This is a genomic window from Deinococcus marmoris, from assembly GCF_001949125.1.
Taxonomy (GTDB): Bacteria; Deinococcota; Deinococci; order Deinococcales; family Deinococcaceae; genus Deinococcus; species Deinococcus marmoris_A.
Genome location: NZ_MSTI01000018.1, coordinates 19144 through 33818 on the forward strand (window position 1 = coordinate 19144; position 14675 = coordinate 33818).

Here is a 14675-nt window from a genome sequence, read left to right on the forward strand (position 1 = left end):
GGGGGGCGTTCTTTTGTCAACTTCTGGCCGGGACCAGATTGAGATTTAGTTGACGGGAACCAGTTCGATGTAGTTGATCTTGGTGTTCATGCCGCCCTTGGCGTCGATGGTCATCACGCCGCCGGTCACGGTCACCGCCACAGGAGTAGCGTTCTTGAAGAACGGAGCGGCGGAGGTCACCGTCTTGTTGCTGAAGATATTCGTTCCCTCAACATTGATGGTGTGCGAGCTGTTGGTGTTCCCCGCGTTGGTGCTGGCACTGGCGTCGCCCACGCTGACGGTCACGTTGTACTTGCCATCTGCCATCTTGTACTCGAACGCGCCGGAGACTGTGGTCCCGCTGGCGCAGGGGTTGCCGGTGGTGGGCGTTCCACACTGCATGTTGATCTGGGTCAACTGGGCAGGCTCCGCCGTGGCCAGCACGATGGGGGTGCTGGGGCGAACATTGCCGGTCATATCCAGAGGAACAGGGGTCGCCGTTCCGGCGCTGGCTTCCGTGATCCAACCAGTCATGCTAGCGGCGGTGTAGGCAGCGCCAGAGTTGGTGTCATAACCAACCACCGGAGAAGTGGCGGGCGCAAAGTTGATTTTGACGGTAGGACGGTTGGTCACAACCGCAGTGACCGTCAGCGTCGCCTGCCCCTTCTTGGTGTTATCCACCGTTGAAGTGCCGATAATATCAGCGGTACCGGGTATCAGGGAGGTGACCACACCCGCCGCGCTGACCGTGGCCACTGCCGTATTGCTACTGGTCCAGGTCACAGTCTGGGCCGGGCTGTTGGTGCCGGTCACGCTGGCGGTGGCCTGAGAGGTGCCGCCCACAGCCACAGTGGTCGGGGCCAGGGTCACGGCAACGGCAGTGACGGTGGGAGTGGTGCTGGTGACCGCATTGACGGTAATGGTCACCTGGGCGCTCTTGCTGGTGTCGACGGTGGAAGTCGCCTTGACAACCGTCGTTCCGGGCGTAACCGCCTTGATCAGACCAGTGGCATCAACGGTCGCCACCGCAGGAACGCTGCTGCTCCAGTTGACAGTCTGGGCCGGGGTATTGGTTCCCACGACACTGGCGATAGCCTTGGTGGTGGCACCGACGGTCAGGGTGGCTGCGGACCCGGCTGGAGCGGTGATCGCGACGTTGGTCACGGTAGCCGTGGGGGTCTTGGTATCGCCGCAAGACACGATGGCAATTGAGGCGGTCAGGGCCAGGGCGATGGATACGGGACGGCGGAACATGGAAAGTGTTGACATGAAGTACCTTACCTTTGCAGAGAAGTATTGAGAGGGCGAGGGGTCAGGGATGGCGTTAAGTATCGTAGCATGCACTTTTTTGCCGCATATAGAACGGAATTTACCTCGTCTAAATCTACCGCAATCCGTTCTGTACAGAGACTCCGTTCCCTCTCACACGGCGTAAAAAGAGGGCGACAGAAACCGCATCATATCAAGAGGTGCGCCCGCCCGCTCTTCAGGACAATTTGCCCATTCGATACGGTTCTTTCTACGCTGCGTATATTCCACACCGCGCAGATGCGCCCGCTCAACGGAAATAATGCTTGAGTCCATCTTCAGGCGACAGGCGTTACGGAAACGTGAAATCCGGCTCCACGGCCCCAAAATCCAGATGAGAGGCGTGGCGCCCCCGTCTGGTCTCGCCGCCAATCTCGTTTGGGTCAATACATCTGGGGTGAGACCCCGTTCGGGATGAGCCAGCGACTGCTCTAAAGGGGTCTATAAGTGACTGGCTGTAAGCTTGAGGTAAGCCCCATACTTCTAGTCTGAAGACGGACTGATTTCCCTGGTATCGGAATTGCGCCACAAGTTACCTGTCTCACTCCTTCACCCATGACTGACTTTACCGCCCCCCCTGTTTCCGAACTGGTTTCTGTTTCCATAACAGAGATGCTGGATCAGGCGTGGGAAATTCGCCGCAGCGAACCGCGTGAAACCGTGCGGCTCGCGCGGCTGGCACTGACCTATGCCCTGCCCAGCCCCGAGAAATCCAGGGCGCGGCTGTGTTTGGGGTACGGCCTCCTGCGTCTGGGTGAATTCGCCGATGCCCAGACCGAACTGATCCAGGCCCTCGATGCGTTCAGTGAAGCAGGCGACCTACTCCAGAAGCGCACGACCTCCAACATTCTGGGCATGGTGCAGTGCGAGCTGGGCCAGCCGGTGGCCGCCTTGCAGACATTTTTACAGGTGCGGCAATTGAGCGTGGCACTTGGATTGGTTCAGGGCGAAGCTGAAGCGACGAACAATGTTGGCTTGGTATACACCAGTATGGGGAACCATGCTGCTGCATTGGATTATCATCTGCGCGCTCTTCGGCTCGGTCAGAGTCATGGCTTACAGGATGTGGGGCGCGAGACCCTTAATAACCTGAGCGTCGTCTATTACGAACTCACGCAATACCAAGATGCATGGGAATCAGCCCAGGCCAGTTTGAATGTCGCGCCCGAGACAGAATCTTCCATCACCCATACCTCCGCTCTGGCCCTTCACAATGCCGCCCGCGCGTGCTTCAAGCTCAACCATCTGGACCGCGCTCTGGATTTGAATCGGCAGGCGCTGGCGATTTTTGAGGAACTGGAGGATCAGGCGGCTGTGGCAGAAGTTCACGACGAACTGGGTCGGCTTTCTCAGCATCAGCACGGATTCGAGGAGGCTGAGCGCTTTTTCCGTCTTGGCCTTCAGATACGCCAGCAAATTGGCGATCTACGCGGTCAGGCCGAGAGTCTGCGGCATCTGGGCGGCCTTCAGTTGCGCCTGGGCCAGACGCAGGAAGCGCTGGACACCATTCATGCGGCGCGCGTAACCGCCGAACAGAGCCAGGCCCAGACCGAACGCTGCGCCGCCGATCTCGCTCTGGCCGACGCCTACCGTCAGGCCGGGCAGTTCCGCGAGGGGTTCCTGCACCTGGAACAGCACCTGCTGCTTAAAGAAGAGCTATTCAACGCGGCCTCCGATCAGCGGGTACAGAGCTTGCAGATCCAGTTTGAACTGGAACGTGCCGAGCAGCAACGCGCCGCCGCCGAGCAGTTGAGCGCCGAACTTCAACAACTGAACAGCGAACTGGCACGCACGCACCAGGAACTGACCGTCGCCCATGCCCGGACCTCGGCCCTGCTGGAACAGGTCGAGCAACAGGCCAATCAGGACGCCCTGACCGGTCTGGCCAATCGGCGGGCCTTCGACAGCGCCGTGGCACGCCTGCAACCCGGCGTGCAGATGACGGTGGTGATCGGCGACATAGATCATTTCAAGCAGGTCAACGATCAGTATTCTCACCTGATCGGCGACGAGGTGCTGCGCCAGATCGCTGGCGTGCTGGGGGCCGAGGTGCGCCTGCGTCAGGGCGATCTGCTGGCCCGTTTTGGCGGTGAGGAATTCGTGATTCTGATGGTCGGCACCGACGCCGGAACCACGGCGCACATCTGCGAGCGCCTGCGGCTGGCCACCGAGCGCCACAACTGGGGGGCCATTCGTTCCGGCCTGTGCGTGACCATCAGCCTGGGCGCAGCAGTCAGCCGGGGTGGAGAGGACTTGACAGCCGTTCTTCAGGCTGCCGATCACGCGCTGTATGAAGCCAAGGCGACTGGCCGCAACCGGGTAGTCGTCCGGTCATAAAAACCCCTCCCAGTTATCGCCGACACCCGACCTTAAATATCCGATTGGTCAAGTCTTTGTGAGGTTATTCATGTGAGCATGGGGCAGTGGGTCAAATTTCACACTGCCCCCTGAAGCCCGTGCCCTTCCTGAGTGGTAAGGGCGGACCCCCATCCCCTATTCCCCGGAGGCATCATTCATGACCCGTTCCCCCCTTCCCTGGAGCGCACTCGCGGCACTCACCCTGCTGCTGGCAGGCTGCTCCACATCCCCGCCCTCACTGCCCCCCGCCGACGCATCTGCGCCCTCTTCCGCCGGGAACACCCAAGTTCTGCGGATCGCGCTCTCTGCCGACGCTACACAGGATCAGGTGGCAACTCCTGGCACCCAGATCCTGGCCTGGCACCCCGAGGAAGGCTTCGCGCTGGTCGCCCGGTCACAGCCCCTAGGCCTGAGCGCACAGGGTGGGCCACAGGGTGAGGCGAACGCCAACCGTTTCGCCCCGCCGGAGGTGCAGGGCAACAGCGTCTGGTCCAGTGGACGTGGTGCCTGGTCCGGCAGTAGCGGCTCTGCAAGCTGGGCGAAGCTGACCGGAAACCTGACAGCCGCGTCCGAGAACAAGGTCAGTTGGAACCAGATCAATCTCCTGGGCGCGCGGTTTCAGGCACCCCGGCTGGGGCAGGGGATCAAGGTGGCCGTGATCGACACCGGCATCGACCTGAATCACCCGGCATTCCTGGGCAACCTGGCCCCGGCTTCCGAATGGAAGGATTTTGTGGACGGCGACAGCACCCCGCAGGAAGTCAAGGGCGCAGCCTACGGGCACGGGACCGGCGTGGCGAGCGTGATCTTGCAGATTGCCCCGAAAGCCACTGTGCTGCCCATCCGGGTGCTGAGGCCCGACGGTTCGGGCGACGTGTCTACAGTGGTGCAGGCGATGGACTGGGCCATGAAGAAGGGCGCGCGGGTCATTAACCTGTCGCTGGGGTCAGATACGCCCTCCCCGGCGCTGAACGACATGCTGAAGCTGGCGGCCTCACGGAAGATCGTGGTGGTGGCCTCCAGTGGCAACAGCGGCGACGAGAAGATCACCTATCCGGCGGGCAACGCGAGCCAGTTTGTCCCCAGCGATTATCTGATCAGTGTGGGCAGCGTGAACGCCAGAGACGTGAAATCCAGCTTCTCTACTTACGGCTACTCTCTGAACCTGACGGCCCCTGGCGAACGCATTTATACCGCCATGCCCGACAACGGCGCGGGGTACTGGAGCGGCACCTCCTTTGCCGCACCGATGGTCACGGGCGCGCTGGCGCTGGCGCTGGGAGAGGGCAAGCCGAACATGCTCAACATGCTGCTGTACAGGGACGGCAAGGATATCGATAGCGTGAATTCCAGCGCCTATCAATCCAAGCTGGGCACAAGGCTGGATCTGGCGGCGTTCCTCGAGAGTGCCTTCTGAGAGCAGCAAGACCAGCAACCCTCACCCTCATGCGCGGCGGTGGGGGTTTTTCTTTCTCCAGCAACCTGGACCATGTGCCTTACGGAGCAGCCGGACGCGTCTCTTCCTGCGCGACGACAGGACTCATCTTCAGCGTCAGCGTGAACACGAAGGCCGCCGCCACCAGTCCCAGCGCCAGGAAGTAGGCGGAGCGCAGCCCCTCGGCCAGCGCCGCGCCGCCGTTAGCAATGGCCGCCTCGCCAATCAGCAGGGCCATGACGGTCACGCCCAGTGCGCCGCCCATCTGCCGGGCAAACAGCACGCCGCTGGTGACTGCGCCCAGCTCACCCTTGGCCGCCGCACCCTGCGCCGAGAGCAGCAGCGTGAGCATGGAAAAGCCCATGCCGCTGCCCACCACGAAGCCCAGCGCAGACGTGACCCACAGCGGCGAGTGAACGGTGAAGGTCAGTGCGGCGAAGACCACCACCAGCACTGCGAAGCCAAGTTGCGAGATGCGCGCCAGCGGAATACGGCGCATCAGTTGCGCGGCCAGGATGCTCGCCAGGGTCCAGCCCACCAGCGCCGGGGTCAGGATCGCTCCCGCCGCCGTCGCGCCCCGGCCCGTCACGCCCTGCGCGTACAGCGGCAGGTAGGCGATCACGCCGAAGTACGCTGCCCCGGCCAGCAGGTTTCCGGCGAAGGCCACGCGCGGAACACGGTCACGCAGGGCCGACATGGGCAGCAGCGGCGAGGGATGGCGGCTTTCCACCCACAGCGCCCCCGCCAGGACCGCCACACCTGCCGCCGCCGCCCACCAGTGCTTCAGCTCCAGGCCCCAGATCAGCAGGCCGCTGCCCGCCGTGAACAGCGCCGCGCCGCCCCAGTCCAGGCTGGCCTCGCGCCGCACGCCGGATTGCCGCAGGTAACGCGACACCATGAAAAAGGCCGCGATCCCAAACGGCAGCGACACAAAAAAGGTCCAGCGCCAGGACCACGTTTCGGTGAGCCAGCCGCCCAGCAGCGGCCCCACCAGACCGCTGATGCCCCACACGCCACTGAACAGCGCCTGCACCCGCCCGCGCTGTTCCAGGGTGTACAGCTCGCCGATGATGGTCAGGGCGATGGACAGCAGCGCCCCCGCACCCAGCCCCTGCAAAGCCCGCGCGCCGATCAGCCAGCCCATGCTCTGCGCCGCGCCGCACAGCACGCTGCCCAGCAGAAAGATGACCATGCCGGTCAGGTACAGCTTCTTGCGGCCCACAATGTCCGAGCCTCTGCCCCACAGCGGGCTGGACACCGTGCTGGTCAGCAGATACGCGGCAAAGGGCAGTGCATACAGCGCCTGACCGTGCAGATCCTGGATCACGCTGGGCATGGCGCTGGCCACCACGCTGGATTCCAGTGCATTTAAAAACACGCCCAGAATCAGGCCCACGGTGGCCAGTTTGCGCGCCTGATCCAGCGCAGCTTGATTCGGTGAGGCGGCAGCGGCAGTCGTGGTGGGCGGAGTCACGTTGGGGAGGCTACTCCCCCACACCCACATAGAGGGTGGGGAGGCGCACCGGGACAGTCCTCTTCCTCCAGCATTCCGTCTTGTCAAATGCCCAATGCAAGCCTCATCTCTACAGGTCCGGGTCTACCCTGGGGCGCATGACCACACCACAACCCACCATCCACATGCGAAATCTGGGGGCCACCGGCCTGGGCGTCAGCGAGATCGGCTACGGGGCCTGGGGCATCGGCGCGGACATGTGGAAGGGCGCGCAGGACGACGAAAGTCTGGAGGCACTGCGCCGTTATCTGGCCCTGGGCGGCAACTTTATAGATACAGCGATGGGCTACGGCGACGGCCACAGCGAGCGGCTGGTGGGACAGGCCGCCCGCGATTATCCCGGCACCATCGTCGCCACCAAGATCAGCCCAAAGAATGGGCAGTGGCCCGCGCAGCCTAGTGTGCCAGCGGAAGAGGCGTTTCCCGCCGAACACATCATCGCCATGACCGAGGCCAGTCTGGAACGGCTGGGAATGGACCGAATTGACGTGCAGCAATTCCACGTCTGGAACGATTCATGGCTGGGCCAGGGTGACTGGCAGGACGCGGTGACTCAACTCAAGCGCGATGGCAAGATCGGGCACTTCGGCGTCAGCATCAATGACCACCAGCCCGACAACGCCGTGAAAGCGGTGGAGGCTGGCGTGGTGGAAACCGTACAGGTGATCTACAACGTCTTTGACCAGTCGCCGCAGGACCGCCTGCTGGACGCCTGCCTCGCCAACGGCGTGGGCGTGATCGTGCGCGTGGCGCTGGACGAGGGAAGCCTGACCGGCAATATCACCGCCGGGACCGAGTTTCCCGAGGGCGACTGGCGCAACCGCTACTTCGGCGGCAACCGCAAGGCCGAGTTACAGCCGCGTCTGAGGGCCATTGAGAGCGATCTGGGCATCAACAGCTCGCAACTGGCCGAGAATTCGCTCCGTTATGTTCTCAGCCACCGCGCCGTCAGCACCGTGATCGTGGGGATGCGGAGTGTGCGAAATGTGGAGCGCAACGTAGCCATTGCCGATGGTCAGGGCCTGCCCGCCGATGACGTGGCCCGCCTGTACGCCCACCGCTGGGACAGGAACTGGTACAACCCGGCGGAAGAGTAAGGCCAGGACGCTTCACAATTAATCGGCAGGCAACACTTTTCGCAGCACCTTATAGTCATCGGCGGTCTTAAATTCGATACCCCTATCTTTTAGGTAATCTTGAATGAAATAGAATGATAAATCATCGAGAGATTCATCTGATAACCAAACACAGTCACACTCATCACAGATATAAACTATCTCGCCAGTAGGTAGAAATACATTCTTGTAAATGACACTATTACCACCGTCTCTTGGGCAGTATCGCATTTCACCTCAAGTTCTTTCTCGATCCCTTTCAACACTTGGAGACAGGATAATTGTGAATAGCGGCGACACCCATTTCAATTGTTCTACACCCGCCTCTGCATCAGCATCGTGCGTTTGCACTGCGCCACCACCTCACCGCGCTGGTTGATGGCGCGGTGTTCCACGGTAACCAGACCCTGATTCGGACGGGATTTGCTCTGCCGCGCTTCCAGCACTTCCGATTCGGCGTGAATGGTATCGCCGTGAAAAACGGGCTTGGGGAACACCACATCGGTCATGCCCAGATTGGCCACCAGGGTTCCCAGCGTCAACTCGTGAACACTCAGGCCCACCAGCAGACTGAGGGTCAGCAGGCTGTTGACCAGTGGCTGCCCGAACTCGGTCTGCGCGGCGTATTCGTGGTCCAGATGCAGCGGCTGCGGGTTCATGGTCAGCGTGGTAAACAGCACGTTGTCGGCCTCGGTCAGCGTGCGCGTGACGCGGTGGCGGATGACGGTGCCGGGGGTGAGTTCCTCGAAGTACCGGCCCTGGGGGCGGTTCAGGTCTTCATTCATGTTGGGCCTCCTGAAGTTGTGCCAGTACCGCGCGGGCGGCGGTCAGCATGGGTTCGTCCACCATCTGGCCCTCAAAGCTGAAGGCCCCGTGACCGCGTTCGGCTGCCGAGTGGGCGGCGTCCAGCAGGGCACGGGCACGAGCTGCCTCGGCGGGAGTGGTTCCGAAAATGTCGTGGGCCAGCGCCACCTGAGCGGGGTGGATACACAGTTTGCCCGCGTAGCCCAGAGCGCGGCCCTGCTCGGAATCGGCGCGAAAGGCGGCCTCATCGTTCAGCGCCGTGACCACGATATCCAGCGCCGGAACCCCGGCCAGCCGGGCCGCCAGCGCCACCTTTGAACGGGCGTACAGCACTTCCAGATTGCCCGCCGTGCGCCGTCCGCCCAAGTCTGTCGTGTAATCCTCCGCACCGAAGTAGGCCAGCGTGACGGCCTCTTCTTTCAGAATTTCCAGCGCATTCCAGACGCCCGCCCCGGTTTCCAGCCCGGCCAGAAGAGGAAGGGTGAGGCCGCGCGACTTCAGCGCCTCAGCGACGAGCCGAACATCAGCAGCAGACTCCAGTTTTGGAATCACCACCCCGGCCAGTTCCGGGGTCAGGACGGCCAGATCGTCGGCAAAATACGGCGAGTGCGGGGCGTTGACGCGCAGGAAGACGGCCAGATGCGGCGCGGCGGCGATCAGGTCACGGGCGGCGTCGCGGGCGATGGGGCGGGCGGCAGCTTTGGCCTCGGGGTTGCCGGGGATGGCGTCCTCCAGATCAATGACTACCGCGTCGGGCGAACTGCGCGGCAGCTTGGCGATCAGGTCCGCGCGGTTGCCGGGGGCGAACAGCATGGAGCGGGGGCGCAGGGTGGGGGCGGACATCAGGGCTGTCTCATGGAGATGAAAAGACGTTTGAGAAGCATGGAATCAGGATAACTGCCGGGGAGGCGTGGGCGTGTGCAAATGCCGCCTCACCGCACGTCACTGCGCCGCATGGCATAAGCCACGCCCAGCGCAATGACGGCCAGCGCCAGCGTCGCCAGCCCCCACACCGCGCCGCTGCTGGCCGCGAACGCAGTTGCAGACAGTCCGCCCTGAAACAGCAATGTCAGAACCGTATTGATGAGCGGGGCGCGCTGGCTGCGCTTGAAGGCGTCGGCGCGGCGCACCGGGAGGGGTTGCCACAGCACCATCAGCGCCGTGCCGCCCGTTCCCAGCAGCAGCAGCGGCAGCAGGAACAGCGTGTGGGACGTCCCCAGTGCGCCACGCAGGGCCAGCACCGTCAGCGCCACCAGACCGATCAGCACGGTAGGAATCACGGCGGCCAGCCACTTGTCGCGCCGCAGGGCCGCCGGGCTGCGCGGGGCGCTGATCAGCAGGTCCGGGGCGTCCTCGGCGTTCAGGGTCAGGTGGGCCAGGGCAGCGGTCAGGCTAGCGGTCAGCAAAATAACCCCGGTGCCGCCTGCCGCCCGCAATCCACCGCCCCGCGTGACCGAGAACAGCAGCGGCAGCAGATACACCAGTTGCAGCAACGTGCGCGACAGCAGTTCCGGGTCACGCCCGATCAGCCGCCATTCCTTGAGCAGCGTGGCGCGGGAACCGGAGACAAACCGCAACTTGCCTGACGCAGTGCGCGAATGCCTGACCCGGCCTTCGGGCGCGGCGATTTCCTGTGCGCCGTTCACGAACTGACGGGTCAGGGCCAGCACTGAGACGGCGAACACGGCCAGAGACAGCAGGACCAGCAGCAGTGCGGGCAACGGCTCCAGCCACGCGGCGCGGGCGGGCAGCCACAGCCACGCCTCCCGGCCCGGCCAGCCTCCCTGCCCCGGTGCGAAAGAGGACAGTGCCTCAAAAACAGCGTTGGATTGCTGACCCCGGCCCCGCCCCCCGCTGAAATTGGCCCACTGCGTTGCCAGAAAAATGCCCGCCCCGAACAGCGCCCCCAGCACCGCCGACGCCGTGCGGGTGCGGCGCACACCCAGCACGCGCACCAGTCCCAGCGTGAGCCACAGCCCCGCGCTGGATGCCAGCAATGAGGCCGACAGCCACCACAGCGGCAATCCCACTCCACCGCGCCACACGCCCAGGACCAGCAGGGCCAGGGTCAGCGGCACCACCAGCAGGCCAGCGGGCAGGGCCGCCGAAAGAGAGACCCCCAGCGCCCGCGAGGCCAGCACCACGCGCGGCGGCAACGGCGATTGCAGCAGCAGGTCCAGATCGCCGCGCGTGAACAGCGTGACCAGAGACGCGCGCACCGCCGCCGAGAGCATCAGCGTCAGCAGGAATGCCTGGGCCAGCAGCACCGGCCCCAGCGCCACATCGGGCAACGGGGCGTTCAGCGGCAGGTCCGCCAACACGGAACGCAGCGCAAAATAACCTCCCACAACCCCCAGAATCAGCACACCCAGCGCGGTATACAGCCCCATGCGCTGCCCGCCCGTCAGCGCCTGCCACTGCCACAGCAGTTGCTTTTTGAGCAGCCACGGCAGACTGCCGGGTTTGGAGCCTCTGGCACGAGGAGATGACGCTTTGACGGTCTCGGTTCTCACAGCACTTCAACCTCGGTCTGCGGCACGTCCAAGCCCGTCAGCGATAGGAACGCGTCTTCCAGCGTCTGCGTTCCGGTACGTGCCAGCAATTCCTCCGGCGTGCCCTCCGCGATCAGTTTTCCGCCGCCGATGATGCCAATTCGTTCGGCCATGCGCTCGGCCACTTCCAGAATGTGGGTGGTCAGGACCACCGCGCCGCCGTCATCCACGTACTGGCGCAGCGCGTCCTTGACCTGCCGCGAGGCCGCCGCGTCCAGCCCGGTCAGCGGCTCATCCAGCAGCAGCAGGCGCGGGCGGTGGATCAGCGCCCCGGCCATCGCCAGTTTCTGCTTCATGCCGCGCGAGAAGCCCTCCACCCGCTCCTGGCGGTGGTCCCACAGGTTCAGCCATTTCAGCAGGCGTTCAGCCTCCGGGGCGGCCTGCGCGGCGTCCATGCCCCACAGTCCGGCCACGAATTCCAGGTATTCGGGGGCGCTCAGCTTGCCGTACAGCAGGGGATCGTCGGGGAGATACGCCAGCACCTGCTTGGCCGCCTGAGCATCGTGCTGCACGCTGTGACCGTAGATAAATGCCTCGCCGCTGTCAGGCTTCGTCAGGCCCGCGATCATGCGGATGGTGGTGGTCTTCCCTGCCCCGTTCGGACCCAGCAGGGCGTACAGCTCGCCGGGCTGCACGCGCAGGCTCAGGCCGGAGACTGCCGCCCGGCCCGCGAACGACTTGTGAAGTCCACGCAGTTCCAGCGCGGCGATCTCGGGTGTGGTGGGCGTGGGCGCGGACATGCCCTCTTATACGGGGAAGGCGGGTGAGAGGTTGCCCCGGACGCTGCGCCGATCCTGTGCGGACCCCTGCGCTGCTCCTGTGCGGACCCTGGGGCGAAATGTGACGCTAGATTAGAGGTCATGAAGTTACGCGGCACGCTGGGCGGTCTGAATCTGCTGCTGGAACCGGGCGACACTGCCGAGAGCGTGTCACGCGGGCTGACCATGCCCAACCTCTCCGGCAACAGTGTGACCATCGAGATCAACGGCGACGCCGATCCGGGCGCTCTTGAGCAGGCATTGACCGCCATCCGCGAGGCCGGAGGCCAGCCGGGCCGCATCCGCGCGCCGCGCGTGACGGTGGCCTCCCCTGCCCAGGCCGCGCCCGAAGCCCACCCTATCGACAGCGCCCGCACAGTGATCGTGCCGCACACCATCCGGGCCGGGTCGCGCAACGAGTACCGGGGCAGCGTGATCGTGCTGGGCGATGTGAACCCCAGCGCCGAGGTGATCGCGGGCGGCGACGTGATCGTGATCGGCGCGCTACGGGGCCTGGCCCACGCCGGGCAGGGCGGCTACAGCGACGCCATCGTGTGGGCGCGTCCGATTGCCAGCCCCCAGATCCGCATCGGCGACGCCGTGGCCCGCGCCCCGGAAGGCAGCAGCCTGAGCAACATGCGCCAGCGGGATGGCCAGCCGGTGGCGGAACTGGCGCGGTTGCAAAACGGCGTGATTGCGATTGACGTTCAGAAGTAGAGGGATTGTTATGTGGGTTTTCGAGGGAGTCTGCTTGCGGTTTAACCCCTCCGGCGCTACGCGCCACCTCCCCTTAGAAGGGAGGCAAGAGTTGTGGAATTGCTGCGTCAGACGCGCTCCCTGGCTCCCTTTTGAGGGGAGCTGGCAGCGAAGCTGACTGAGGGGTTAAACCGTGGCGGCGTCTCCAGAACATCGGCTACAACCAGCCTTCCACCTCCGACTTTGTGACCGCCTTCGCCGCCCAAATGGCCGCGTCGGCTATACTGGCTTTTGAAATTCCTCGGAATAGAGGGGTGGGTGCAGCAAGCCCACCTTTTTTCGTGGAGGGGGTGGTCAGGTGGGCAGCCCGGATGGGAGGCCCCGACAATATGAATAACAACGCAAACGACAACTCAGACGGCCAGACGGCCAACAATTCAAGTGGGCAGACCGACGGGCAGATCGCCCGGCTTCAGGCCATCGCGCAGGCAGGGGTGGGGGCGCTGGGCTTCGAGGTCTTGGAAGTTCAGCTTCAAAACGCGGGCGGAGAACTGATCGTGCTGGTGCGGATTGACCGCCTGGACGAGCAGCCCGTCACGATGGCCGACATCACGGGGGCCAGCCGTGCCGCCGAGGCCGAGTTTGACCGCGTGGACCCGATCACGGGCGAGTACCGCCTGGAATTCGAGTCGCCGGGGGCCAAGCGTCCGCTGCTGACGGCCCGGCATTTCGAGCGCATGGTGGGCCTCAAGGCGCGGGTGCGCGGCGACGGGCAGGCGTTCACCGCCCCGATCAAGGCGGTGGAGGGCCAGGACGTGACCTTCGACGTGAACGGCGACGACGTGACGCTGAAAGCCGGAACGTTCACCGCCAATCTGGCCGAGTTCCCGGACCGCCACCGCTGAAGCCTGACCGCCTCTAAAACCCAGACAACAGACAACACAGACAACCGAAAAAGGAAGAGTGAGATGAGCGAACCCGAATTCAATTTTGCCGACGCGCTGCGTGAAGTGGCGCAGGCCCGCAACATCAACGAACTGGCGCTGATCCAGGCTTTCGAGGAATCGCTGGCGCAGGCGTACACCCGCAACGTGGAACCCGACAAGCGCATCGAGGTCCATCTGGACCCCGCCAGCGGCGAGCTGGAAGTGCTGGTGGTGCGTGAAGTGGTGGAGGTCATCGAGGACGAACACCTCCAGATCTCGCTGGCCGACGCGCTGGAGCTGGATTCCGGCGTGGAACTGGGCATGGAGATGGAATTTCCGGTGGACCGCGAGAAGTTCTCGCGGATTGCCCTCCAGGCCGCCAAGCAGACGCTGACGCAGAAGATGCGCGAGACCGAGCGCAACGTGGTCTTCAACGAGTACAAGGACCGCGAGGGCCAGGTGCTGACCGCGCAGGTGGTCCGCAGCGACAACAAGGGCAACTGGTTCGTGGAACTGGGCGCAGGCGAGGCGATCCTGCCCCCCCGCGAGCAGATTCCCGGCGAGAAGCTGACCCCCGGCAACCGCGTCAAGATCTACCTCAAGGAAGTCCGCAAGACCCCCAAGGGGCCGACGATTCTGGCCAGCCGCGCCGACGAACGCCTGCTGGACTACCTGTTGCGCCAGGAAATCCCCGAAGTCGCCAACGGCATCGTGGAGATCAAGGCGATCTCGCGCGAGGCCGGGCAGCGCAGCAAGGTGGCGGTCTTTAGCCACAACTCCAACGTCGATCCCATCGGCGCGTGCATCGGCCACCGGGGCAACCGCATCCAGGCCGTGACCGGCGAACTGGGCCGCGAGCGCGTGGACGTGATCCTGTGGGACGCCAATCTGCGCGACTTCATCCGCAACGCGCTGTCCCCGGCGAAGGTGGGATTGATCGAGGTGCTGCCGGATCGCCAGGAAGCCACCGTGACCGTCACACCCGATCAACTGTCCCTGGCCATCGGCAAGGGCGGACAGAACGTGCGGCTGGCAGCCAAGCTGACCGGCTTCAAAATCGACCTGCGCGAAACCGCCGCCATCAGCGATCTGGACGCCGCCATGCAGCAGGCGCTCCAGGACGAGCAGGAGGGCCGCGACGGTGACGTGGCGCAGTCCGCCTTCGACGCGCTGTTCAAGGACAGCAAGTCGGTGGCCGTCGCCACGCCCGAGGACATCGGGGAGCAGTAAG

General features: G+C 64.1%; 12 protein-coding genes. 6 read left to right on the forward strand and 6 right to left on the reverse strand.

The window, feature by feature from the left end:
* Positions 1 to 45: 45 nt before the first annotated feature.
* A complete protein-coding gene (locus BOO71_RS02210; protein WP_083652870.1) occupies positions 46 to 1248 on the reverse strand; it encodes an Ig-like domain-containing protein in 1203 nt (400 codons plus the stop codon).
* Positions 1249 to 1842: 594 nt separating this feature from the next.
* Here BOO71_RS02210 and BOO71_RS02215 point away from each other — a divergent pair.
* Positions 1843 to 3624: a diguanylate cyclase gene (locus BOO71_RS02215; protein WP_083652872.1), complete on the forward strand. Its 1782-nt coding sequence runs from the start codon at positions 1843 to 1845 to the stop codon at positions 3622 to 3624.
* Positions 3625 to 3802: 178 nt separating this feature from the next.
* Positions 3803 to 5062, forward strand: a complete 1260-nt coding sequence (locus tag BOO71_RS02220) for a S8 family peptidase (RefSeq protein WP_075830353.1) — start codon at positions 3803 to 3805, stop codon at positions 5060 to 5062.
* A 79-nt stretch (positions 5063 to 5141) separates the two neighbouring features.
* On the opposite strand, the gene BOO71_RS02225 is transcribed toward BOO71_RS02220, so the two are convergent.
* Positions 5142 to 6554 (reverse strand): MDR family MFS transporter, encoded by a 1413-nt coding sequence (locus BOO71_RS02225; protein ID WP_254842992.1) that lies wholly within the window; start codon positions 6552 to 6554, stop codon positions 5142 to 5144.
* Positions 6555 to 6691: 137 nt separating this feature from the next.
* Here BOO71_RS02225 and BOO71_RS02230 point away from each other — a divergent pair, with 137 nt between their 5' ends.
* Entirely contained in the window at positions 6692 to 7690 is a 999-nt protein-coding gene (locus tag BOO71_RS02230) for an aldo/keto reductase (RefSeq protein ID WP_075830354.1), read from the forward strand.
* A gap of 332 nt (positions 7691 to 8022) precedes the next feature.
* Here BOO71_RS02230 and BOO71_RS02235 read toward each other — a convergent pair whose 3' ends face one another.
* From BOO71_RS02235 to BOO71_RS02250, 4 genes are all read right to left on the reverse strand, one after another.
* Entirely contained in the window at positions 8023 to 8493 is a 471-nt protein-coding gene (locus BOO71_RS02235; RefSeq protein ID WP_075830355.1) for a MaoC family dehydratase, read from the reverse strand.
* A complete protein-coding gene (locus BOO71_RS02240) occupies positions 8486 to 9355 on the reverse strand; it encodes an HpcH/HpaI aldolase/citrate lyase family protein (RefSeq protein ID WP_075830356.1) in 870 nt (289 codons plus the stop codon). Before BOO71_RS02240 ends, BOO71_RS02235 begins: the two co-directional genes overlap by 8 nt.
* A gap of 89 nt (positions 9356 to 9444) precedes the next feature.
* Positions 9445 to 11025: a hypothetical protein gene (locus BOO71_RS02245; RefSeq protein WP_075830357.1), complete on the reverse strand. Its 1581-nt coding sequence runs from the start codon at positions 11023 to 11025 to the stop codon at positions 9445 to 9447.
* A complete protein-coding gene (locus BOO71_RS02250; RefSeq protein WP_075830358.1) occupies positions 11022 to 11804 on the reverse strand; it encodes an ABC transporter ATP-binding protein in 783 nt (260 codons plus the stop codon). Before BOO71_RS02250 ends, BOO71_RS02245 begins: the two co-directional genes overlap by 4 nt.
* A gap of 120 nt (positions 11805 to 11924) precedes the next feature.
* Between BOO71_RS02250 and BOO71_RS02255 the strand changes: the two genes are divergently transcribed.
* The 3 genes from BOO71_RS02255 to nusA all read left to right on the forward strand — a co-directional run bounded on the left by BOO71_RS02255 (position 11925) and on the right by nusA (position 14674).
* Positions 11925 to 12539 carry a septum site-determining protein MinC gene (locus tag BOO71_RS02255; protein ID WP_075830359.1) on the forward strand — a complete coding sequence of 205 codons (615 nt, stop codon included), beginning with the start codon at positions 11925 to 11927 and terminating at the stop codon, positions 12537 to 12539.
* 368 nt (positions 12540 to 12907) lie between these two features.
* A complete protein-coding gene (rimP, locus tag BOO71_RS02260) occupies positions 12908 to 13423 on the forward strand; it encodes a ribosome maturation factor RimP (RefSeq protein ID WP_083652878.1) in 516 nt (171 codons plus the stop codon).
* Positions 13424 to 13486: 63 nt separating this feature from the next.
* Positions 13487 to 14674: a transcription termination factor NusA gene (nusA, locus tag BOO71_RS02265; protein ID WP_029480910.1), complete on the forward strand. Its 1188-nt coding sequence runs from the start codon at positions 13487 to 13489 to the stop codon at positions 14672 to 14674.
* Position 14675: the final 1 nt, after the last annotated feature.